A 20,665-nucleotide genomic window follows, 5' to 3' on the forward strand; every position below is an offset into this window, starting at 1 on the left:
CTCCACCTATACGAGGACCGGCGTCGCGACCTGAGTGCCGACGTGGAACACGCGGCGATAGCGCTCGATCTCCTCGGGCGGCCCGACGGCCTTGGTGGGATTGTCGGAGATTTTCACGGCGGGGCGGCCATTGGCGGAAATGACCTTGCAGACGATGGAGAAAGGATCGAGGCCGCCATTGGGACCGAGGCCACGGAAATCATTCGTAAGCAGCGTGCCCCAGCCGTAGCTGATCCGGATCCGGCCGTGGAAGTGCCGATGGATCTTGTGCATGAGATCGACATCGAGACCGTCGGAGAAGATCGCGAGCTTCTTCGTCGGGTCCTGGCCGTGCTTCTTCCACCAGGCGATGGCGAGCTCGCCGCCTTCGATCGGATCACCGGAATCGACGCGCACACCTGTCCATTTCGCCACCCAGGCCGGCGCCCGCTCGAAGAAGTGTTCCGTTCCATAGGTGTCGGGCAGGACTACGCGCAGATTGCCGTCATAGGCATCCTGCCAGTCCGCGAGCACGGCATAGGGGGCTTCCGCGAGCGCGCGATCGTTCGGGGCAAGGGCGGCATAGACCATCGGCAGCTCGTGCGCGTTGGTGCCGATGGCCTCCACTTCGCGGCGCATGGCGATGAGGCAGTTCGACGTACCGAGAAAGGCCTTGCCCAAGCCTTCCATGATCGCCTGTACGCACCAGTCCTGCCAGAGAAAGCCGTGCCGCCGGCGCGTGCCGAAATCGGCAATGCTGAGATTGGGGAGCGTACTCAAGCGCTGCACGTTCTCCCAAAGGCGCGTCATGGCACGGGCATAGAGCACCTGGAGCTCGAATTTGCCGAGCCCCCTCGTCACCGCGCGGCTATGAAGCTCCATGATGACGGCGAGCGCCGGGATCTCCCACATGGTGGTCTCGATCCACGGACCCTCGAACGTCAGCTCGTACTGATCGCCGCGCCTTTCGAGGTGGTAGGCGGGAAAGCGGAAGTCCTCGAGCCACTCGATGAAATCGGGCGAGAACATCTGCCGCGTGCCGTAGAACATGTTGCCGCGCAGCCAGGTCGATTCTCCGCGGCTCAGCGAGAGCGAGCGGATGTGGTCGAGGTGCTCGCGCAGCTCCCCCTCGTCGATGAGCTTGGCAAGCGGCACGGACGCGGTGCGGTTGATGATCCCGAAGGTCACGCGCGTGTCGCGGTGACGCCGGAAGATCATTTGCGCCATCAGGAGCTTGTAGAAATCGGTGTCGAGCACCGAGCGGACGATCGGATCGATCTTCCAGGCGTGGTTGTAGACCCGGGTCGCGATGTCGGTCATGGACCCCAGCGTCCTTCAAGTTCGGGCCCGAAGCCCGCATTCCGTGTTCAGCCCTACAACCGTCGCAAATCGATGCCGCTGGCGCAACCCGCCGACCCTTGCACCAGCGGCGGCTCAGACCGCGCCTGGAGCATGATCGGGTTGCAGAAGCCCTCCCAAAATGCATTCGGGGCAGGACCGGCGATGGTCCTACCCCGAAGCTGGCACTCGAGAGCCCGTCCGCGCTGCGCCCCGAGTGCGAAATTCGCCAAACCCCGCGCGCCCGAGCGAATTTCGCACTCAATTGGGCGCTGCAAGTCTAGGTTTTCTAGCGTGATTCAGATCAAGAAATTCGCTCGTCTCGTGCAGCAGGCTTTGGCGAATTTCTCGAGCATCGCGCTAGTTAGCGCTCGAGGTGCTGAATAGGATCCACCGCCTTCACGCCCTGCCGGACCTCGAAGTGGAGCTGAGGCGTGTCGACGCTGCCGGTGGCACCGGCCTTGGCAATGACCTGCCCGCGCCGCACGGTCTCGCCGGCCTTCACCGCGAGCGTGTCGTTGTGAGCATAGGCCGTGACCCAGCCACCCTCATGACGGATGAGCAGCAGGTTGCCATAGCCCTGCACGCCATCGCCGGCATAGGTGACGATACCGGCCTCGGCGGCGTAGACGTCCGCCCCGCGCGGCAGCGCGATGTTGATGCCTTCGTTATGGCCGCCAGCCTGCGGGCCGAAGCCCGAGATGATCTTGCCGCGCGCCGGCCAGCGGAGCTTGCTCGCCGGTGCCGCTGCCGACGGCTTGGGCGCGGCAACGGCAGCGTCCCGCACGGGCGGCTCGGCCGCTGCAATCGGCGCCTGCGTCGGCGGCGCATCCACGGTAGCGCCCGCCGGCGGGTTGTTCGCATCGGGCCCCAGCGCGGCGACGGGCGTGCGTGCATTGATGATCGTCGGCTCGACGGACGGTGCGCCGGCCGTCTCGGACTTGGCGGGCGGTGCCGTGACCGGAGCAGACGGCGCAGCGGCGACGCCCGCGCCCGGCACCTTCAGTACTGTGCCTGGCTTCACGCGGCGCGGATCGCTGATCTTGTTGACGCGCTCGAGCTCGTTGAGACGGACATTGTGCTTGCGCGCGATCGCAAAGAGGCTGTCGCCGCGCTCGACGGTATAAGTACCCGTCCAGCCGGATTCGTCGGCCGGCGCAGGGGGACGAGGCGCCGGCGTAGACGTTGCCGTTGGAGCGGGTGCCGGCGTGGCAGCCGGTGTTGCAGGATCGGTCTCGACGAGCGGCGGCACGATCGGCCCCGCCTCGTGGTGCGGAAGCCTCGGCTCAGGCCGCTCGCGCGCAGGGGGCGTTGCCGCCGGTGCGGGAGCCGGCTCGGCCATCGGCGCGGTCGGCAGCGACGCAACCTGACGCGTACGCGGGCCGCTCGACGGCACGACGAGCTGCTGGCCGACGCGAAGCTGCGGTCCCTTGAGATTGTTGGCGCGCATCAGCTCGTTGACTGAGACGTTGTGCTTCTTGGAAAGCGCAAAGAGCGTATCGCCCGCGCGCACCTCAATCGTCTCGCCATCAGCGGCCGCCGCGGAGGACGCAGGCGTGGGCTCAAAGGCCGCGCGCGGCGGAGCCGGCGGCATGGGCAGGGCAGGCTCGGTGCTTCTGTAAGAAGCGGGTGCGGATGTCTGACGCGGCGCCGTCATGTCGGTGCGCGAGCCGCGATCGTACGGCTCCGGCAGGCCGGCCACGCGCACGCCGCGCTCGCCTTCCTGCGAAATGGGCACGCCGCGATTGCTCTCGCGCCATTCCTGGCGCGGCGCCTGGCGCTCATAGGGCGGCGTATAGGGACGCTCGTAGCCGCCATCGCTCGGCGGGCTGTACGGCTGACTGTAAGGCTGGCTGTAGGACGGGTTGGCGGGTGGGCTGTAAGATTCGCCGCCCTGCGAGCGTCCGTCGCCGAGCAACTGCGGGCCGCGGTTCTGGTAGACCGGCTCACGCGGGATGGGGACGGAATTCGTCGCGGACGGACCCCCGTTGTAGCTCAACGTGGGCATCTCGAAACCGGCGCTGCATCCGCCGGCGGCCATCGCCAATACGAGAACGGCCGCGCCCCGGGATGCGGCGGCGGGCCTCGGCAAACGCTCACACAAACGTACAAAACGCAACATGCGGTACACCCCTCTACGCGCTCTCAGTTAACCCTAAAGTGGTTAACTGGCCGTTAAGGAGCGCACGCCCTTGCCTGCCTCTTCTCTTTCTCGACTGACGAAGGAGATGGAGGGTTGGACACGGGTCGCACTCCTGGTGCTGCAGGGTGAACGACATCGTCCTCGGCCGAGGGCCAAGGCGTGATGCCTTCGAGAAGGCTCTCCGTGATGAAACGAGATACAGGACGCGGAGAACGAGCCCTCTCCGTGTAGCGCGCGATTGTGCGAGGCGGTGGGCCGGACGGCGGCTCTTCCGCGGCTTTTGGCTGAATGTAGGACAACGGCATATTGCTTGTATCAGCGCCGTTTCATGCACAAGCGCTGCATGGCTGCCGCGGGCATAGCACTAGTCGAGAGCCCGGCGGCGCCTCTTCCCAGCAGCCCGCGGCAACAAAATCATCTCCGCTCGAAGTCGATGCGCTCGTCGACCTGCAGTCCGAGCAAACGACGACGCAACGCATCGAGCGCGAGCTCGATCGCGCCAATGCGCACCCACTCACGCCCGCCGAGCATCCGCGCCGGACGCGCGAGCGCGCCGTTCGGATCGGCAAGCCCGATGCAGATGTTGCCGCCGAGCTCGAGACGGTCCTCGCCTTCGTCGAGCTCCATGAGCACCGCGAGCGCATGCGAGGCGCCGCTCACTTGACGCAATCCTTGCGCGACCGCGACGGCTGCATCTTCCGTGATGCCTGCTGCGGCCAATCCGGTATCGAGACCGACCGAGCTCATGACCTGCGCGACGTCGCGTCCGACAATGCCGCGGCGGAAAACGGCCCGCGCCGCAAGCTGCGGTGCAATGCGGGCCGCAACACCGCCGCCGGTCACCATCTCGGCTATGGCGAGCGTGTGCCCGCCTGCCGCGAGGCGATCGATGATCACGCCTTCGAGGCGCTGGTCGTCCTCGGCAATGACGAAGTTGCCGAGCCGGCGGCGCACCTCGGCCTCGACGGGATCGAGGAGACGTGCGAGCGCGGCCTCATCATCGGCACGGATCGCGAGCTTCGTTTCGAGTTGCGGATAGTGCGATTGAAAGCCGAGCTTGACGCTGCCGCCATCTTCGAGACCGGGAATGCCGGCCAGCATTTCATCGGCGCGCGACTCGCCAATGCCGAAGGAGTGAAAGCGCTTGAGACGCGTCACGCCCTTGAGGCCGCTCATGGCAAGGAGGCGCGGAATGAGTTGCTCGTCGAGCATCCGCCGCATCTCGCGCGGCACGCCCGGCGTGAAGAAGAAGCGCGCCTTGCCGATGGTCGCCGCAAAGCCGCACGCCGTGCCGATCGGATTGTCGATCAGCTCGGCGCCCGCCGGCAGGAGTGCCTGCTTCTTATTGTTCGGCGGCATGATGCGATTGCGCCGGGCATAGAAGCTCTCAATGCGCGCGAGCCATTCCTCGCTCATCACCAGCTCGACGCCCGCCGCCTTGGCCGCGATCTCCTGCGAGAGATCGTCGACAGTCGGCCCGAGACCGCCATTGACGATCACCGCATCGGCGCGCGAGGCGGCGAGGCGGAAGGCCTCCATGAGCGTCTCGCGGTCGTCGCCGACCGTTGTGCCCCAGCGCACGGAGAGCCCGAGCTCGGTGAGCCGTGCCGAGATGTGGCCGAAGTTGGTGTTGATGGTCTTGCCGGTGAGGATCTCGTCGCCCGTGCAGAGGATTTCGATGATCATCCGCGTTTGCCCCCCAACTCTACGATGTCGATCTGGCTCAGCCGGCGATGACGCGCACGGGCTTGCCGGCGAGCCAGGCCTCGATCACTTCGACCATGCCGGGATAGAAGAGCTGGTAGGTCTCTTCCGTCACATAGCCGATGTGCGGGGTGAGGACCGCGCGCGGCTCCTTCCGGAGCGCGTCGGCCGCCGGCACCGGCTCGACCTCGTAGACATCGAGTGCCGCGCCGGCAATGCGGCCCGCCGAGAGTGCCGCGGCCAGTGCCGCATTATCGACGAGCGGCGCCCGCGACGTATTCACGAAGAAGGCCGTCGGCTTCATGAGCGCGATGTCGGCGGCCGTGACAATGCCGCGGCTCCGCGCCGAGAGCACCATGTGCACGGAGATGACGTCCGCCTCGCGGAAGAGCTGATCCTTCGGAACGCGCGTCGCGCCATGCTCCTTGGCGCGCTCGTCGGTGAGGTTCGGGCTCCAGGCAATGATCTTCATGCCAAAGGCCTGGGCCATGCGCGCGACGTGCCCACCGAGCCGGCCGAGACCGACCACGCCGAGCGTGCGGCCCCGCAGATCGCGCCCGACGGTCGTCTGCCAGCGCCCCTCGCGCATGTTGGCGAACTCGATGTGGAAGTTGCGTGCGAGCGCCACGATGAGACCCATGGTCAGCTCGGCCGTGGCGTGGCCGCCGCTGTCCGTACCGCAGACCTTGATGCCGCGCTGGGCCGCGGCCTCCATATCGATCGCGGCATTGCGCATCCCGGCCGTCACGATCAGCTTAAGATTGGGAAGTCCCTCGATGAGCGAGCGCGGGAAGGGCGTACGTTCGCGCATGCAGCATACGACGTCGAAGCCCTGCAGCTCGCGCCGCGCGGCCTCCTCGCTCGCGAAGGCATAGTCGAAGACCTTGACCTGATGCGCCGCCTCGAGGCGGGACCAGTCTGCTAATGAATGGGCCACATTCTGGTAGTCGTCCAGGATCGCGATTGCGACCATGCGGTTTTCTCCCGGAATTTCTATCTCTGATGGACAGTGCGGAGGGGTGTGGCGGCAACGCCAGCCGACACCGCCGGTCGCCCATCATTCCCCGGCGCACGTACCGAGCGCAAGCGCCGCGATGTGATAGAAGACGCAGACCAGCCACGCCGCCTCCGAGCCCATGCCGACCTGCCACGTCTATATCGCCGCCAGCCTGGACGGCTTCATCGCCCGCCCGGACGGGGACATCGAATGGCTGCACCAGTGGCCCGATGCCGGGCACGACTACGGCTACAGCGCCTTCATGCGCTCCGTCGATGGCATGATCATCGGCCGCGGCACCTTCGAGAAGGTTCTGGCCTTCGGCCGGTGGCCCTACGACAAGCCCGTAGTGGTCCTGAGCCGGACGCTCGATCCAGATGCCATCCCGCCCGACCGCGCCGACCGTGTGCGGATCGTCAATCTCGCGCCGGAGGATTTGCTGGAGAGGCTCGCGGCAGACGGCTGGAACCGTGCCTATGTCGACGGCGGGCGCCTCATACAGTCCTTTCTGCGTGCCGGCCTCATCGCGGACATAACGATCACGCACATCCCGATCCTGCTCGGGGCGGGGCGCCCGCTCTTCGGCGCCCTTCCGCAGGATGTGGGCCTCACGCACATCGAGACGACGTCCTATCCCTCGGGCTTCGTGCAATCGCACTATGTTGTCGGGCGCATGGGCTGAACGGGCAGCCGCGAGCCATGCATGATATGCTGTAACCACCCGCATTGAGGAGCCCCGATTGACCCTCGCCCTGATCGTCCTCGCCCTTGCTTTCGGCCTCGCTTTCCTGCCGCAACTGTGGATCAGGGGCGTCATCGCACGCCATTCCGACGAGCGGGCCGACATCGCGGGCACCGGCGGCGAGTTCGCACGTCACGTACTCGATGGCATGGGCCTGCACCATGTCGTCGTCGAGGAAACTCAGAGCGGCGACCATTATGACCCCGATGCCAAGGCCGTGCGCCTCCTGCCCCAGCATTTCGGGAAGCGCTCGCTCGCGGCGATCGTGATCGCGGCCCACGAGGTTGGCCACGCCATGCAGGATGCCACGGCCTACGGGCCGCTCATCGCGCGCACGCGCATGGCGCGGCAGGCGCAGAAGGTCGAGAAGGTCGGCTCGGTCATCATGCTCGCCGCGCCTGTCATGATGATCCTCTCGAAGTCACCGCACATCATGTTCATGCAGTTGGCCATCGGCGTGCTCATCCTGGGCTCGACGATCTTCATGCACGCCGTGACGCTGCCCGTCGAGTTCGACGCGAGCTTCCGCCGCGCGCTCCCTCTGCTCAAGACCGGCAACTACATTTCGAACAGGGATATGCGCTCGGCCCGCCAGCTCTTGCGCGCGGCCGCCTTCACGTACGTCGCCGCGGCCGCCGTCAGCCTGCTCGACGTCATGCGCTGGTTCAGGGTGCTGCGGTTTTAGGCGCTGGCCTTTGCCCGCCGCTTGCGCGGTGCGGGCGCCGGCTTGGCCGGCACGGGGTCATCCACGAAGTCGTCGATGATGTAGTGCGGGATCCAGCCCGGCTTGATGCCGACCTCGCTGCGGGCGAGCTTCTTCACCGAGATGCCGGCCTGGTGCACGGTATCCGGCGAACCGGAGACGAGCGGGTGCCACCAGAGCAGATCTTTTCCCTCCTCGACCCGGCGGTAGGCACAGGTCGGCGGCAGCCAGCCGAGTGTGCGCACCTTGTCGGGCGTGATCGAGATGCAATCGGGCATCTTCTCGTGCCGGGCGGCGTAGTCGCGGCACCGGCAGGTCTTGAGGTCGAGCAAGCCGCAGGCGAGGCGCGTGAGGTAGATCTCGCTCGTATCCTCGTCCTCGAGCTTGACGAGGCAGCAGCGCCCGCAGCCGTCGCACAGCCGCTCCCACTCGCTCTGCGACATCTCGTCGAGAGTCTTGGTGCGCCAGAAGGGCTGGGGCTGTCGGGAAGGCACGCGGAGCTCCTGAATCGGTTACTGTACGACTATCATATTTGCCGGGCTTGATCGATTCAGCATATCAACGCCAGAATCGGGCCGAATGTTCAAGGTTTGAGCGGCGCCCGGCCGGTATCCGGGCACGCGGGTCATCTTGGGGGTTGCGTTGAGCGACTGGCTCAGCAGGCAGTGGAAGGGGCGGCGGGGCCGCATCGACTGGCTGCGTCTCGACAGTTGGATCGACTCGAGCCTCTCGAATACCTGGGAATCCTTCCAGGATCGCTGGAACGCCGCGTCGAGCTTCTTCGCGCGTTTCCGCCTCTATGGATGGCGCAAGGTCGCCAATGAGCTGATGTCGGAGGGACTGACGCTCGCCTGCGGCGGCTTCGTCCTCATGTACGCGCTCGCCATTCCCGCCTTCGAGGAAATGGACGAGGGCAAGATCTTCTCGACGGGCCGCTACAGTGTGAAGTTCCTCGATCGCGAGGGGCGCGAGATCGGCCAGCGCGGCATCCTGCATAACGACGCCGTGCCGCTCGAGGAAATCCCCGACTACATGATCAAGGCGACCCTCGCCACCGAGGACCGGCGCTTCTTCGAGCATTTCGGCATCGACTTCCTCGGCACGGCGCGCGCCTTTATGGAGAACGTCAGGGCGGGCGAAACCGTGCAGGGTGGCTCGACGCTCACCCAGCAGCTCGCCAAGAACCTCTTTCTCTCCTTCGAGCGCTCTTTCGACCGCAAGCTCAAGGAGCTCTTTCTCGCCTTCTGGCTCGAAGCGCGCTTCTCCAAGCGGGACATCCTGAAGCTCTACTTCGACCGCGCCTACATGGGCGGCGGCGCGTTCGGCGTGGAAGCTGCATCCCATTTCTACTTCGGCAAGTCCGTCCGCGAGGTCACGCTCGCCGAGGCTGCCATGCTGGCCGGCCTCTTCAAGGCGCCGACGAAGTTCGCCCCCCATATCGATCTTCCGGCGTCGCGCGCCCGCGCCAACGTCGTGCTGACGAACCTCGTCGATGCCGGGTTCATGACAGCCGGGCAGGTGCACGGCGCGCGCCTCAATCCCGCCCGCCCGATCGAGACGCGCGCGACCTACAGCCCCGACTGGTATCTGGACTGGGCTTTCGAGGAGATCCAGCGCGTCGCCGAAGGACGCGGCCATTTCGTGCTGACCGCGCGCACGACCATCGACGTCGGCCTCCAGCAGGCCGCCGACCAGGCCCTCGTCTCGACCATCCAGCAGCACGGCCGGGGGCGCAACGCCACCTCCGGCGCCCTCGTCGCCATGGACCCGGACGGCGCCGTGCGCGCGCTCGTCGGCGGCATTGACTACGGCGAGAGCCAGTTCAACCGTGCGAGCGCCGCCCGCCGCCAGCCCGGCTCGTCCTTCAAGCTCTACGTCTACGCAAATGCCATCGAGCACGGCAATCTCACAGCAACCTCGATCGTGCGCGATGCCTCCCCGGGCTGCGGCAACTGGGCGCCCAAGAACTACGACGGCGGCTCAGGCAGCGGCGCCCGCATCACCATGACGAGCGCCTTTGCCCGCTCGCTCAACACGACCGCGGTCGATCTCTCCTTCCGCTACGAGCGCGACAACGTCATCGAGATGACGCGCCGTCTTGGCGTGCAGGGCATCAAGAAGACCTGCTCCATGGCGCTCGGCGACCAGGGCATCACGCCGCTCGAGCACACCGCCGCCTATGCCCACTTCGCCAATAAGGGCAAGGCGGTGAAGCCCTATGCCATCCTCGAGATCATGAACTCGCGCGGCGATGTCATCTATTCGCGCGAGAAGGACGAGCCGCCGCCCCAGCAGGTGCTCGACATGCGCGTCGTCGAGAACATGAACCGCATGATGCACGCGGTCGTCACCGAGGGCACGGGCCGACGCGCCTTGCTCGACAACGCGCACGCCGTCGGCAAGACCGGAACGAGCTCCAGCTATCGCGATGCCTGGTTCATCGGCTTCACGGGGCAGTACGTGACGGGCGTGTGGATCGGCAATGACGACTTCCGGCCGATGCGCGACGTGACCGGCGGCAATCTGCCGGCCACGGCGTGGCACAGCTTCATGGCCATCGCGACCAGCAATCCCGACATCCCGACGATCGCCGGGCTCGAGCCCCATCCTGCCCAGATCCAGGAGCGGAACCGTCTCGCCGCACTCCGGCAGCTCGAACCGCAGACCGGCGCAGCCGCCGCACCGGCGGAGACCACGACCGCACGCAGCTCCATGTCGGATCGCACGCGCCGGACCCTCCGCCAGCTCGGCGAGGACATGCGCCTCGCCGCCGACCGACCGGACGGCATCGGCGCCACGCAGCCTGCCGGCTCCACACCGGCGGGAAGTCCAAAATCTCCGGCTACACCCGGCCGACGCGCCGAGCCCGCCGCGCCTGCTGAGCGCATGTTCGAGCCGGCCAGCGCCGTGCGCCCATCACCTGCCCGCGAGCGCTGAGGCATCGCTCATGCTCAATATGCTGCTCTTCCTTCTGATCGCGGTCGGCGGCGGGCTCAGCGCCACCTGGATCATGATCGAGCGCGGATCGGCCCTGACGACGGAGATCAACGGTCCCTGGACGCACTGGACGGCAGCAGGCCGTCTCGATGCCGATCCCTACACGCGCGCGCACTTCGCACGCCACGCCCTGCTGCCGGTCTCGACAGCGCTTATCGGCAGCTATCAGGCGACGCTGGACAGCGAGGGTAGGCCGCTGCACTCGTCCTGCGAGTACGTGCTCGAAGGGCCGGAGCCGTCACGCGGCTGGTGGAGCCTTGCGGTGTTCGATGCCGGCGGCAAGCTCATTCGCAATGATGCGGGACGCCACTCGTTCAGCTCCGATACGGCCATGCGCGCACCATCAGGCCGCGTCGCCATTCACCTGGCCCGCTCGGCGCGGCCGGGCAACTGGCTGCCGACGGGTGGCGCCGGCCGCCTGGTCCTCGTCCTGCAGGTCGAGGATCCGCACGATGCGGCCATGGGCGGCGCCGCCAACTCAGGCGACGAGCCGAATGTGCAGCTCCCAAGCGTGCGGAGGATCGCATGCTGAAGCCCAGCCAGCCCCGCCCCGCCAAGCGCTGGCTCCCGCGGCTGAGCCTTCACGTGCTCCTCGTGGCGCTCGTCACGGGCGGCATCGTGCATATCACGTCCACGCTCGCGATCCCCTATATGGGCGCCTCCACGGCCTTTGATCGCGTGAGCGCAGGTCTGACGCTCAACGCCATGCGCGTCCTGCCGCCAGCCGCCCCGGGCAGCGAGCTGCTGCCCTTCAGCGATCCCGTGCATCAGCTCGCGATCTGCCCCTTCGACCTCAATGACGGGCTGCTGACCGTGACGGCGACGCTCCCCGATCCTGGCTGGAGCCTCGCGATCTATACGCAGCATGGGGACAACTTCTATGCCGTGGCCGCCGCGGGCCTCCGCCAGCCCGATGTGACGCTCGTGCTCGAGCCGTCGCGGGCGACGTTGCTCAATCTCTTCGGCATCGGCACGGCGCCGAACTTCGATCCTTCGCGCATTCAGGCGCCGGAGCATCGCGGCCTCGTCGTCGTGCGCGCCCCGCGGCACGGCCAGGCTTTCGAGGAGCGCACGGCCGCCATGCTGGCGCGCGCGCGCTGCACGAGCGGCCCGGCATCCGGCTGAAGTTACAATCCTTGGATGAACTCGACGACGGCCGGAAGCAGCCCCGGCGCAAGCGGCAAATCGGTCCTGATGTACGTAGCGAGGTTCGCGCGGCGCTCCAGCGGCGCTTCCTTCAGCACGTGGTTCATGCCGTCGATCAGGACGAGCTTCGTCCCCGGACGCGCCGCGGCCAGGCGTTGCGCATCCTCCGGCAGAATTTGCACATCCGTCGTCCCCTGCACGATCAGCGCAGGCGCCTGCGTCTTGGCGAGCTCGGCTGCAGGATCGAGCGGCAGCCAGGACATGAGGTAGTTCTGCACGCTCGGCCGGTAGAGTGCGAGCAGCTCCGTCGGCACGTCCGCCACTGGCTGGCCCTTGCGCAGGCTTTCGGAGATGCGCTTGGAGGCCGCCTGGAGCTGATCCGGGACGCCGCCGGCCGCGAGCTGGCGCGCAATGATGCGGTCGGCGCTCTCGCCTGCGCCTGCAACGAGGACCAAGCCGGCGACCTCGGTCCGGCGCGCCGCGAGCGTCGCGATCAGCGCGCCTTCGCTGTGTCCGAGGAGGAGCACGCGCGACTGGGGCAGCTCCCCGCGCAGAAAATCGAGCCATGCGACCGCATCCGTCACATAGGTCTCGATGCGCAGATCGTCCTCGCTGAGGCCAGCACCGGCACTTGCGGCAATGCCGCGCTTGTCGACGCGCAGTGATGCGATGCCTTCGGCCGCAAGCCCGTGCGCGAGCAGCTTCAGGCTGTCGTTCGCCCCGGCGGGATTATTGCCGTTGCGATCGGTCGGACCGGAGCCCGAAAGAATGAGCACGGCGCGAACGGGGTTCGGGCCTTCGGGCAGCACGAGCGTCCCGTAGAGACCGGATCGGTTGACGTCGCGCTCCATCCAGGCACCGGCACTCGCCATCGGCAACACGCTCATGGCCATACCCAGCATCCAGGTCGCGAATATCTTCATCGCGCTTCAAAGCCCCGGCAGCCGCGGAACTCCCTCGGAGCGCACGCCGATCGCCTTGAAAAGCGTGCCCATGCCTGTCGGCGCCGTGAGACGCGCGGTCGCCGCTTCGAGCCCCGCCGCATTCGTCGGATTGGCCGCCATCAGCCGCGAGGTCCGCTCCACAATGCCGAGGCTCCCGAGAAATGTCGCCTGCGGCACGGGCCCATCGACGGCGAGCCCCTGCGCGCGCGCATCCGCCGCAAAAGCCGTGAAGTCGACATGGGCCGTGAGATCGGCCACACCCGGCGAGGCGAGCGGATCCTCGTAGTGTTGCGCGCGCACAGCCTGAAGCGTGTCGCCGACTGCGGGCCCTTCGTAGCCATAGTCAATGAAGAGGGCGGCGAGCGGTCCGGCCGCAGCGAGCTGCGCGAGCTTGCCCGCGATCTCGGCCGTGCTCCGTCGCTCGACAATATCGCCGAGCCGCGCAGAGCCCGCATCCGACGGTGCCGCAATTCCGTGCGCTGCGACGCCGAAGACAAGCCGACCGGCATCGTTGACGCCGACACCGCGCTCCACCCAGCCGCTCTCGGTGCGCTGGAGCTGCGTGATTGGGAGAACGTCCAGAACCTCGTTGGCGATGACGATCGTGGCGCCGCCCGGCACGGCCTCCAATGCCGCGAGTTCCCCAACCCAGCGCACGGGCACACTCTGCTCGGCGAGGGTCTTGCGCTGCACGGCCTCGAGCTCGGCATTCGGCTCGACGAGCACGATCTCGGCCGCAGCCAGAAAGGCTGGCACCTTTTGCGCCGCGCGCAGGGCATCTGCCATCAGCGTGCCGCGCCCCGGACCCAGCTCCACGAGGCGCACGCGCGCGGGCGAGCCCATCTGCTGCCAGACGACGGCCGCCCAGAGCCCGATCAGCTCGCCGAAGACCTGCGAGATCTCGGGCGCCGTGACGAAATCCTCTTTGGCACCGATGGCGCGGCGCGTGCGGTAGTAGCCGTGCTCCGGATCATTGAGGCAGGCGTCCATGTACGCGCGGACCGAGATCGGCCCGTCGCGGGAGATGCGGGCGGCAAGTGCGCGTGCAAGAGGTGTCGGCTCGGTTGTGTTCATGCCGTCTTCGGGCGCCAGAGCACGATGAAGGCGACCACGCCGAAAAGGGCCATCGGGATCGAGTAGATCATGCCCGTGGTGAGCCAGCCCTCCGAGACGATGGTGCGATACTCATCGTACTTGAAGAATTCGCAGATGATGCGGAATCCGCCATAGCCGGCGAGAAACGCCGCGCCGATCACGCCCGGCGATGCGAGCGCCCGGTACCGGTAGATAAGATAGCGCAGGATGAGGAAGAGCAGGAGCCCCTCGAGTGCTGCCTCATAGAGCTGGACGGGATGGCGTGGGACGTCTCCCCAGCCCGGAAAGATGATGCCCCAGGGCACATTCGTCTGGGTTCCAACGATCTCGGCGTTGATGAAGTTGGCGATGCGGCCAAAGAAGAGACCGATCGGCACTGCGGCAGAGACGGCATCCATGACGCTCAGCGCCGGGATGCGGTGCCGGCGCGCGAACAGCCACATGGCGAGGATCGTGCCGAGCATGCCGCCGTGGAAGGCCATGCCTCCCTGCCAGACATAGAGGATCTGCAGCGGATTGGAGAGATAGTAGCCGGGCTCGTAGAGCAGGACATGCCCGAGCCGCCCGCCGACGATGACGCCGACCGCGACCCACAGGAAGAGATCATCGACCAGCGTCGGCGCGAAGGGCTCCTTCTCGTCGCGCCACAGGCGTGGCGTCGAGACCAGTTGCTTCAGATAGAGCCAGCCGAGAAGCAGGCCTGCGACATAGGCGAGGCCGTACCATCGGATGGAGATGGGGCCAAGCTGCAGCGCGACGGGATCGATCGCCGGAAAAGGGATGGCGAGAAGGCTGGCAAAGGGGCTCATGAGCGGCCGGACGGCTCCTGAAGAGGCTTTTCGGACCTTTCAGCGAGCCGGATGGCGCTGTCAAGGCAAGGACAGGCGTGGTCGTGCTTCAAACGGACCTCGGCCGCCGCTCTGCTTCTGCCGAAGCCCTGAACGAGCTAGCGATCCGGCTCGGTCGCTCGGAAAGCTGGCTCCACAGCCAGCCGTCGCGTCAATGCACGCAAGCTTGGCATCTGCAGATCCGTGTCTATCCCAAGCCCCACACGCGCCAATCGCTCTGCGACGAAAGCACACACGTCAGCTTGGGTAAGTCTCCCGAGGATAAGGTAGTTCTTCTGTGACCGGGCAATGACGTCGAGAGCCGCAAGCGCCGTCGTTGCCTGCGCCAGACAATCATCTCTCCAGGGCTGATGTATCTTCTCCGGTGGGCGATGATTGCGCTCGTAAGCGGCCTGCAGAAACTTGTCGCAAGCTCCCATTGCCATGGCGACAATTCTAAGCACGGCGCGGCGGTCGGCGCCGGAGGCTGGCGTCAGCGCTCGTTCGCGACCATAGACCTCGTCCAGGTGATCGATAATCGCGCCGCTGTCTATGAGGGCTTCACCGTTCTCGAGGACCATCGCTGGAATGCGGCCAAGCGGGTTAAACGCTCGCACATCGGCCCTATGATCGAAGCCGGTGAATGCGCGTTGCTCGTACGGGATGCCGTAAACCTCCAGAACAATCGCAACGCGGCGTGTGTACGGCGAGCGGTTCACCCCAATTAAAAGCATGGGATCTCCATCGGTCGTGCGAAGGGTACCGTCATTGTAGACGCTACCCCTCACCTCGTCGCACATCGGTACGGTGCTGCCAGGTCCGCGGAGCCAGCAGCGTAGCGTCAACCCCCGGCGTTCTTCTTCACTTCCGCTATGAGCCGCTCTTCCTGGGCGCGCAGCTCCGGCGTCATAGCCTCGCCGAAGTCCTCCATCTCGAATACGGGTCGGATCTCGACCTCGGATTCCTCATAGTGGGGGTTCGGGCACTTCTTGAGCCACGCCACGGCCTCGTCCATGTCCTTGACCTTCCAGATCCAGTAGCCCGCGATCTGCTCCTTGATCTCGGCGAACGGGCCATCGATGACCATGCGGTCCTTGCCGGAAAAGCGCACACGCTTGCCTTTGCTCGTCGGGTGCAGGCCATCGCCCGCGAGCATGATGCCCGCCTTGACCAGCTCTTCGTTGTAGTTGCCCATTTCCGTGAGCAGCTCCTCGGTCGGCATCTCGCCGGCTTCCGATGCCTTGCTCGCCTTGACGATGACCATGACCTTCATCGGGTGTCTCCTGTTCGCTGTCGACCTCACGGGCCTGTACCCTGAAGACGATGGCCAAGTCGCCGTTCCGACAAAACCGCCGAAAATTCTCCTCGGGCGTCCGATCGCCGCACCACGGGTCCGCTGGCGCGGGCCCCCGGGAATGGCCGTCGCAGCCGCAACGTGATAGCAGAACCTCAAGTGGCCGCCCATGAGGCGCGGAGGAATTGCCATGACCCAGACGAACAACCGCCTGCTCGACGAGTTGGCCAAGCTCATGACCGACGCGGCCGGCGCCGCCCAGGGCGTCCAGCGCGAGGCCGCAAACCTCTTCAAGGCGCAGGGCGAGCGGATCGTGCGCGAGATGGATCTCGTCTCGCGCGAGGAGTTCGAGGCCGTGAAGGCCATGGCGCAGAAAGCGCGCGAGGAGAACGACGCGCTCGCAGCACGCCTCGCCGCGCTGGAGGCGCGCCTGCCGTCCGAATAAGCGCTGAGCGCGCCGACCGCCCGCGTCTCGATCGCACTGCGGAATCGCGTGCACGCGAACGGCCAGTCCTCGGCCGCCACATTCCCCGGGTTTCTCGCGGCGCCCACAGTTTCTCCACGAACTCCGTGCGCAAACTGCCCTCCGCCCTTCATTTTGCCACCCTCGTTTACTTTGATCGTGGAGAAGGCGGAGGGCGTCTTGCGGGCACGGGGCGGCTTCGATTAGCTCCGTCCTGCACACGGTTCGCCGTGCGCTTCGTCGCGCTCAGGGGGATGGCGACGCCAAACGAGGAAACTGCATGGCCATGGCAGAGACGGGCTTCACGAGTGCCAGAAACCCGGTTGATCTGATCGAACAGGTCGCCGGCGCACACGATTGGGCCTGCGATCGGACGCACGAGGACGAACTCACGCTCGTCGTCGCCGGAAACTGGACCGACTATCAGCTCTCGCTCAATTGGCGCGAGGATCTGGAATCGTTGCATATCGCCTGCGCCTTCGACTTCAAGGTGCCCGACAATCGGCTGTCGGAGGTCTACCGCCTCGTCGCCCAGATCAACGAGCAGCTCTGGCTCGGCCATTTCGACATCTGGACCCGCGAAGGGCTGATCATGTTCCGCCAGGGGCTCATGCTCAACGGCGCCGTCGCCACGCAGAGCCAGTGCGAGGCGTTGCTGCGCGCCGCGCTCGAAGCCTGCGAGCGCTACTATCAGGCCTTCCAGTTCGTCGTCTGGGCGGGCAAGGACAGCCGCGAGGCCCTCGCCTCGACCATGTTCGAGACCGAAGGACAGGCCTGAGGCGCCATGCGCCTCAGGTGAGGCCGGACGCGAGGCATCCGTGACCTACGTTCTGGCCATCCTCTCCGCACTTGCCGGCTTGGTGCTCGGGTGGCTCGCCGCTGCATTCGGCACACTCGTGCTCGGCGGTGCTTTCGGGCTCAGCGACTTCGAGGGCGAGCGCGCCATGGTCGCCTTCTTCGCGATCGGGCCCGTGGGCGGCGCGATCGGCCTCGTGCTTGGTCTCTGGATGTGGCGCAAGCTCAGGGCCGGGCGCTGAGCCTCACGGCTCGATGCTGCAGACTGCGGCAAGTTCGCCGTCCCACCGGCCGGCATTGAAGCGCCCACACCACTTCTTAAGAGAAATATCACGGCCCTACAGGGTTTTGTCCGGTTGTTCTCGTGATGATGCTTGATTGCTGCCACCGCGAGGCTGCACTCTGGCGCCATGAGTGTCTGATCGAACATGCCCTGCCGTCTCTGGAACCGTGATGCCGCGCCGTCTCACCTCGTCCGTGCTTGCCTCTTTGCTGATGACCAGTCTCGCCATTGCGGCCGATGACTTGCCGAAACAGGCCACACCATCTCCAGGGACGTGCTTCAGCTACACGGTGAGCGACGAGACCGGCGTCGAGAAGGATCCAGCCTCGGCGTTCGTGAACAGGGTCGACGTGCAACCCCTTCAGTTCAAGGTCGAGAACAAGCCGCTCCCCGAGACCCGGCTGCGCATCGGTATACTTCTCAAGAACCAGCATGGAGAGGTTCCGAGTGACATCTCGGCGCCCTGCGTCGGCGAAGGCCTCGCCTTCAATTGCACGATGAAGTGCGCCGACAAGGTCGTCGGCAAATTTCGCGCCGAAGCACTCCCGACCAAGCCGTCCGATCCGAAGGCCAACTATCTGCGGCTGATCATCGAAGCTCCGACCGTCCTCAACCAATGCTCCGAGGGCAAAAAGCCCATCAGTGTACCCGCGGGCCTGACCGGTCTTCAGATCATCCTCAAGGGTGTGGAGCCCAAGTCCTGCTTCCAGTAGCAGCCGACTTCAGCCCGGCGTGAGGAATTCCGCGCGCCGGTAGCCCTGCAGAAAGAGCAGCGCCGTGAGATCGCCATGCGTGATCCCCGCATCGGCCTCGGCCGCCACGACCGGCTTTGCCCGATAGGCGACGCCGAGGCCTGCGGCGGTAATCATCGCCAGGTCGTTCGCGCCATCGCCCACGGCGAGCGTTGCCTCCGCATCCAGACCCCGCGCGTCGCGGTAGTGGAGAAGTGCCTCGAGCTTCGCCTCGCGCCCGAGAATGGGGCCGACGACGCCCCCCGTAAGCCGGTCATCCGCGATCTCGAGCTCGTTCGCGCGATTGACATCGAATCCGACAGCGGCCGCCACGCGCGAGGTGAAGAAGCTGAACCCGCCCGATACGAGCGCGGTGAAAGCGCCATTTGCCCGCATGGTCGCGACGAGCGTGCGCGCGCCCGGCATGAGCACGATGCGCTCGTCGAAGACGCGCTGCAGAGCACCGACCTCAAGCCCGGCCAGGAGGCCTAAGCGCTCGCGCAGCGCCGCCTCGAAGGGTAGCTCGCCACGCATGGCACGCTCGGTGATGGCCGCGATCCGCGGCTTGAGCCCGAGCATGTCGGCCATTTCGTCGATGCACTCCTGCTGGATGATCGTCGAATCCATATCGGCAATCAGCAGCGACTTCCGCCGCCCCGCGACCGGCAGCGCGCAGACGTCGAGCGGCAGGCCCTCGAGCCGCACGGCCACCCGGTCGCGGATACTGCGCGCCTCCTCGAGATCCCCGGCCTCGAATGTCAGCTCGCAGGCCTCGCCCGGCGAGAGCCAGAGCGGAGCTGCGCCACCGACCTCGCGCGCGGCCTGGTCGGCCGCCTCGCCGACTGGGGCGGTACCGCCGGCCGGACCAATGAGCACGAGCACGAAAGCTGACATGTCAGTGTGTTCTCGGTGGATCGGGGCCAATTGCGTTGCTGCGTCGCAGCGTAGAGCTGGGCGGCGTCCCTTATTGCAGGGGACGTATGCCGCCGCAAGCGGTGCACGCCTTTCAAATATTCAAGCCCCCTGATATCGTCCTACGGAACTGATTGTTCCGCCGATCGTGAGCCTTTTCAGCCAGGAGGACCGCATGGCCCCGCTCGACATGAAGCCCAATGAGCTCGAGCCTTATTGGATGCCCTTTACGCCCAACCGGGCCTTCAAGAAGAAGCCGCGCCTCTTTGCCGGCGCCAAGGACATGCACTTCATCACGCCCGATGGCCGCAAGATCATCGACGCCTCCTCCGGCCTCTTCTGCGTCAACGCCGGCCACACGCGCGCGCCGATCGTCAAGGCGATCCAGGATGCCGCCGCGAACATGGACTATGCGCCGCCCTTCCAGTACGGCCACCCGCAGCAGTTCCAGCTCTCCTCCCAGCTCACGCTCATGGCGCCGGGTGATCTCGACTACGTGCTCTATGCCAACTCGGGCAGCGAAGCCGTCGACACCGCGCTCAAGGTAGCGCTTGCCTATCACCGCTCGCGCGGCGAAGGCAGCCGCATCCGTTTCATCGGCCGCGAGCGCGGCTATCACGGCGTCGGCTTTGGCGGCATCTCGGTCGGCGGCATGGTCGCCAACCGCAAGATGTTCGGCAACATGCTCGCCGGCGTCGACCACCTGCCCACGACGTACAACCGCGCCAAGCAGGCCTTCACCAAGGGCGAGCCCGAGTGGGGCACGGAGACGCTCGACGAGCTGAACCGCCTCATCGGCCTGCACGATGCCTCGACCATCGCCGCAGTCATCGTCGAGCCGGTCGCCGGCTCGACGGGCACGCTGCCGCCGCCCAAGGGCTATCTCGAGAAGCTTCGCCAGATCACCGAGCAGCACGGCATCCTGCTCATCTTCGACGAGGTCATCACCGGCTTCGGCCGTCTCGGCACCCCCTTCGCGGCCGATCGCTATGGCGTCGTCCCCGACATGATCACGTTCGCGAAGGGCGTGACCAACGGCGCCGTGCCGATGTCCGGCGTGTTCGTGCGCAAGGGCGTGTACGAGACGCACATGACGGGCGCCGAGCATCTGCCGGAGCTCTTCCACGGCTATACGTACTCGGGCCATCCGCTTGCGGTCGCCGCCGGCCTTGCGACGCTCAAGCTCTACAAGGATGAAGGTCTCTTCGAGCGCGCCAAGGCCCTCGAGCCGGTCTTCGCCGATGCCATGATGAGCCTCAAGGGTCTGCCGCACGTCGCGGACATCCGCACCATCGGCCTGCTCGCCGGCATCGACCTCGATCCGATCCCGGGCAAGGTCGGCGTGCGCGGCTACGACGCCATCGAGCGCATGTACGCCGATCACGACCTCTACTGCCGTGTGACCGCCGACACGCTGATCCCCTCGCCGCCGTTCATCGTCAGCGAGAGCCAGATCGGCGAGATCCGCGACAAGATCGCGGCCGTGCTGAAGGCAGTTGCGTAACAGCAGCGCCGGTTTGTCAGATGACAGCGGGCCCGGAGCAATCCGGGCCCGTTTTCTTTTGTGCTGCG

General features: G+C 66.3%; 21 protein-coding genes. 10 read left to right on the top strand and 11 right to left on the bottom strand.

Features of this window, described 5'->3' with window-relative positions:
• Nucleotides 1–6 precede the first annotated feature (6 nt).
• The 4 genes from pncB to CS1BSM3_RS21475 all read right to left on the bottom strand — a co-directional run bounded on the left by pncB (nt 7) and on the right by CS1BSM3_RS21475 (nt 6,137).
• Entirely contained in the window at nt 7–1,299 is a 1,293-nt protein-coding gene (gene pncB / locus CS1BSM3_RS21460) for a nicotinate phosphoribosyltransferase (RefSeq protein ID WP_072390686.1), read from the bottom strand.
• A gap of 382 nt (nt 1,300–1,681) precedes the next feature.
• Nucleotides 1,682–3,316, bottom strand: a complete 1,635-nt coding sequence (locus CS1BSM3_RS21465) for a LysM peptidoglycan-binding domain-containing M23 family metallopeptidase (protein ID WP_174263748.1) — start codon at nt 3,314–3,316, stop codon at nt 1,682–1,684.
• Between the two features lie 558 nt (nt 3,317–3,874).
• Nucleotides 3,875–5,146: a CinA family nicotinamide mononucleotide deamidase-related protein gene (locus tag CS1BSM3_RS21470; protein ID WP_072390692.1), complete on the bottom strand. Its 1,272-nt coding sequence runs from the start codon at nt 5,144–5,146 to the stop codon at nt 3,875–3,877.
• A 37-nt stretch (nt 5,147–5,183) separates the two neighbouring features.
• The gene (locus CS1BSM3_RS21475) at nt 5,184–6,137 is read right to left on the bottom strand and encodes a D-2-hydroxyacid dehydrogenase family protein (RefSeq protein WP_072390695.1); all 954 of its coding nucleotides are present in this window, start codon (nt 6,135–6,137) and stop codon (nt 5,184–5,186) included.
• A gap of 163 nt (nt 6,138–6,300) precedes the next feature.
• On the opposite strand from CS1BSM3_RS21475, the gene CS1BSM3_RS21480 reads away from it, so the two are divergent.
• Both CS1BSM3_RS21480 and CS1BSM3_RS21485 read left to right on the top strand, forming a co-directional pair.
• Entirely contained in the window at nt 6,301–6,843 is a 543-nt protein-coding gene (locus CS1BSM3_RS21480; RefSeq protein WP_072390697.1) for a dihydrofolate reductase family protein, read from the top strand.
• Nucleotides 6,844–6,901: 58 nt separating this feature from the next.
• Complete coding sequence (locus CS1BSM3_RS21485; RefSeq protein WP_072390700.1) at nt 6,902–7,588, top strand: zinc metallopeptidase; 687 nt, start codon at nt 6,902–6,904, stop codon at nt 7,586–7,588.
• Here CS1BSM3_RS21485 and CS1BSM3_RS21490 read toward each other — a convergent pair.
• The gene (locus tag CS1BSM3_RS21490; RefSeq protein ID WP_348532912.1) at nt 7,585–8,100 is read right to left on the bottom strand and encodes a YcgN family cysteine cluster protein; all 516 of its coding nucleotides are present in this window, start codon (nt 8,098–8,100) and stop codon (nt 7,585–7,587) included. The genes CS1BSM3_RS21485 and CS1BSM3_RS21490 overlap by 4 nt on opposite strands.
• A 148-nt stretch (nt 8,101–8,248) precedes the next feature.
• Here CS1BSM3_RS21490 and CS1BSM3_RS21495 point away from each other — a divergent pair, with 148 nt between their 5' ends.
• From CS1BSM3_RS21495 to CS1BSM3_RS21505, 3 genes are read left to right on the top strand one after another with little or no spacing between them, the layout of a single operon-like run.
• The gene (locus CS1BSM3_RS21495; protein ID WP_083528972.1) at nt 8,249–10,543 is read left to right on the top strand and encodes a transglycosylase domain-containing protein; all 2,295 of its coding nucleotides are present in this window, start codon (nt 8,249–8,251) and stop codon (nt 10,541–10,543) included.
• A gap of 10 nt (nt 10,544–10,553) precedes the next feature.
• Nucleotides 10,554–11,135 carry a DUF1214 domain-containing protein gene (locus CS1BSM3_RS21500; protein WP_072390706.1) on the top strand — a complete coding sequence of 194 codons (582 nt, stop codon included), beginning with the start codon at nt 10,554–10,556 and terminating at the stop codon, nt 11,133–11,135.
• Complete coding sequence (locus CS1BSM3_RS21505) at nt 11,129–11,728, top strand: DUF1254 domain-containing protein (RefSeq protein WP_072390708.1); 600 nt, start codon at nt 11,129–11,131, stop codon at nt 11,726–11,728. Before CS1BSM3_RS21500 ends, CS1BSM3_RS21505 begins: the two co-directional genes overlap by 7 nt.
• 2 nt (nt 11,729–11,730) lie before the next feature.
• Here CS1BSM3_RS21505 and CS1BSM3_RS21510 read toward each other — a convergent pair whose 3' ends face one another.
• The 5 genes from CS1BSM3_RS21510 to CS1BSM3_RS21530 form a co-directional block, all read right to left on the bottom strand.
• Nucleotides 11,731–12,672, bottom strand: a complete 942-nt coding sequence (locus CS1BSM3_RS21510) for an alpha/beta hydrolase (RefSeq protein ID WP_072390711.1) — start codon at nt 12,670–12,672, stop codon at nt 11,731–11,733.
• Nucleotides 12,673–12,678: 6 nt separating this feature from the next.
• The gene (locus CS1BSM3_RS21515; protein WP_072390714.1) at nt 12,679–13,767 is read right to left on the bottom strand and encodes a class I SAM-dependent methyltransferase; all 1,089 of its coding nucleotides are present in this window, start codon (nt 13,765–13,767) and stop codon (nt 12,679–12,681) included.
• Nucleotides 13,764–14,597: a prolipoprotein diacylglyceryl transferase gene (gene lgt, locus CS1BSM3_RS21520; protein WP_072390718.1), complete on the bottom strand. Its 834-nt coding sequence runs from the start codon at nt 14,595–14,597 to the stop codon at nt 13,764–13,766. Before lgt ends, CS1BSM3_RS21515 begins: the two co-directional genes overlap by 4 nt.
• A gap of 137 nt (nt 14,598–14,734) precedes the next feature.
• Nucleotides 14,735–15,415, bottom strand: a complete 681-nt coding sequence (locus CS1BSM3_RS21525; RefSeq protein ID WP_083528796.1) for a glutathione S-transferase family protein — start codon at nt 15,413–15,415, stop codon at nt 14,735–14,737.
• A 41-nt stretch (nt 15,416–15,456) separates the two neighbouring features.
• Entirely contained in the window at nt 15,457–15,888 is a 432-nt protein-coding gene (locus tag CS1BSM3_RS21530; RefSeq protein ID WP_072390725.1) for a YciI family protein, read from the bottom strand.
• 211 nt (nt 15,889–16,099) lie between these two features.
• Between CS1BSM3_RS21530 and CS1BSM3_RS21535 the strand changes: the two genes are divergently transcribed.
• The 4 genes from CS1BSM3_RS21535 to CS1BSM3_RS21550 all read left to right on the top strand — a co-directional run bounded on the left by CS1BSM3_RS21535 (nt 16,100) and on the right by CS1BSM3_RS21550 (nt 18,163).
• Nucleotides 16,100–16,354 (top strand): accessory factor UbiK family protein, encoded by a 255-nt coding sequence (locus CS1BSM3_RS21535; protein WP_072390728.1) that lies wholly within the window; start codon nt 16,100–16,102, stop codon nt 16,352–16,354.
• A 298-nt stretch (nt 16,355–16,652) separates the two neighbouring features.
• On the top strand, nt 16,653–17,150 hold the full coding sequence (locus CS1BSM3_RS21540) for a type III secretion system chaperone family protein (protein ID WP_072390730.1): 498 nt from the start codon (nt 16,653–16,655) through the stop codon (nt 17,148–17,150).
• A gap of 40 nt (nt 17,151–17,190) precedes the next feature.
• A complete protein-coding gene (locus tag CS1BSM3_RS21545) occupies nt 17,191–17,409 on the top strand; it encodes a hypothetical protein (protein ID WP_072390733.1) in 219 nt (72 codons plus the stop codon).
• Between the two features lie 211 nt (nt 17,410–17,620).
• A complete protein-coding gene (locus CS1BSM3_RS21550) occupies nt 17,621–18,163 on the top strand; it encodes a hypothetical protein (protein ID WP_072390735.1) in 543 nt (180 codons plus the stop codon).
• Between the two features lie 9 nt (nt 18,164–18,172).
• Here the strand turns inward: CS1BSM3_RS21550 and serB are convergent, their stop codons facing one another.
• Nucleotides 18,173–19,075: a phosphoserine phosphatase SerB gene (gene serB, locus CS1BSM3_RS21555; RefSeq protein ID WP_083528797.1), complete on the bottom strand. Its 903-nt coding sequence runs from the start codon at nt 19,073–19,075 to the stop codon at nt 18,173–18,175.
• Nucleotides 19,076–19,268: 193 nt separating this feature from the next.
• On the opposite strand from serB, the gene CS1BSM3_RS21560 reads away from it, so the two are divergent.
• Entirely contained in the window at nt 19,269–20,597 is a 1,329-nt protein-coding gene (locus tag CS1BSM3_RS21560) for an omega-aminotransferase AptA (protein WP_072390738.1), read from the top strand.
• Nucleotides 20,598–20,665 lie beyond the last annotated feature (68 nt).

It is taken from the genome of Hyphomicrobium sp. CS1BSMeth3 (assembly GCF_900117415.1).
Classification (GTDB): Bacteria; Pseudomonadota; Alphaproteobacteria; order Rhizobiales; family Hyphomicrobiaceae.

What these genes read in the sequence shown, in the direction of transcription:
- pncB (WP_072390686.1), bottom strand. Translation starts at nt 1,299, where the DNA reads ATGACCGACATCGCGACCCGGGTCTACAACCACGCCTGGAAGATCGAT.
- CS1BSM3_RS21470 (WP_072390692.1), bottom strand. Translation starts at nt 5,146, where the DNA reads ATGATCATCGAAATCCTCTGCACGGGCGACGAGATCCTCACCGGCAAG.
- CS1BSM3_RS21475 (WP_072390695.1), bottom strand. Translation starts at nt 6,137, where the DNA reads ATGGTCGCAATCGCGATCCTGGACGACTACCAGAATGTGGCCCATTCA.
- CS1BSM3_RS21480 (WP_072390697.1), top strand. Translation starts at nt 6,301, where the DNA reads ATGCCGACCTGCCACGTCTATATCGCCGCCAGCCTGGACGGCTTCATC.
- CS1BSM3_RS21500 (WP_072390706.1), top strand. Translation starts at nt 10,554, where the DNA reads ATGCTCAATATGCTGCTCTTCCTTCTGATCGCGGTCGGCGGCGGGCTC.
- CS1BSM3_RS21505 (WP_072390708.1), top strand. Translation starts at nt 11,129, where the DNA reads ATGCTGAAGCCCAGCCAGCCCCGCCCCGCCAAGCGCTGGCTCCCGCGG.
- CS1BSM3_RS21510 (WP_072390711.1), bottom strand. Translation starts at nt 12,672, where the DNA reads ATGAAGATATTCGCGACCTGGATGCTGGGTATGGCCATGAGCGTGTTG.
- CS1BSM3_RS21515 (WP_072390714.1), bottom strand. Translation starts at nt 13,767, where the DNA reads ATGAACACAACCGAGCCGACACCTCTTGCACGCGCACTTGCCGCCCGC.
- lgt (WP_072390718.1), bottom strand. Translation starts at nt 14,597, where the DNA reads ATGAGCCCCTTTGCCAGCCTTCTCGCCATCCCTTTTCCGGCGATCGAT.
- CS1BSM3_RS21525 (WP_083528796.1), bottom strand. Translation starts at nt 15,415, where the DNA reads ATGTGCGACGAGGTGAGGGGTAGCGTCTACAATGACGGTACCCTTCGC.
- CS1BSM3_RS21530 (WP_072390725.1), bottom strand. Translation starts at nt 15,888, where the DNA reads ATGAAGGTCATGGTCATCGTCAAGGCGAGCAAGGCATCGGAAGCCGGC.
- CS1BSM3_RS21535 (WP_072390728.1), top strand. Translation starts at nt 16,100, where the DNA reads ATGACCCAGACGAACAACCGCCTGCTCGACGAGTTGGCCAAGCTCATG.
- CS1BSM3_RS21540 (WP_072390730.1), top strand. Translation starts at nt 16,653, where the DNA reads ATGGCCATGGCAGAGACGGGCTTCACGAGTGCCAGAAACCCGGTTGAT.
- CS1BSM3_RS21550 (WP_072390735.1), top strand. Translation starts at nt 17,621, where the DNA reads ATGCCGCGCCGTCTCACCTCGTCCGTGCTTGCCTCTTTGCTGATGACC.
- serB (WP_083528797.1), bottom strand. Translation starts at nt 19,075, where the DNA reads ATGTCAGCTTTCGTGCTCGTGCTCATTGGTCCGGCCGGCGGTACCGCC.
- CS1BSM3_RS21560 (WP_072390738.1), top strand. Translation starts at nt 19,269, where the DNA reads ATGGCCCCGCTCGACATGAAGCCCAATGAGCTCGAGCCTTATTGGATG.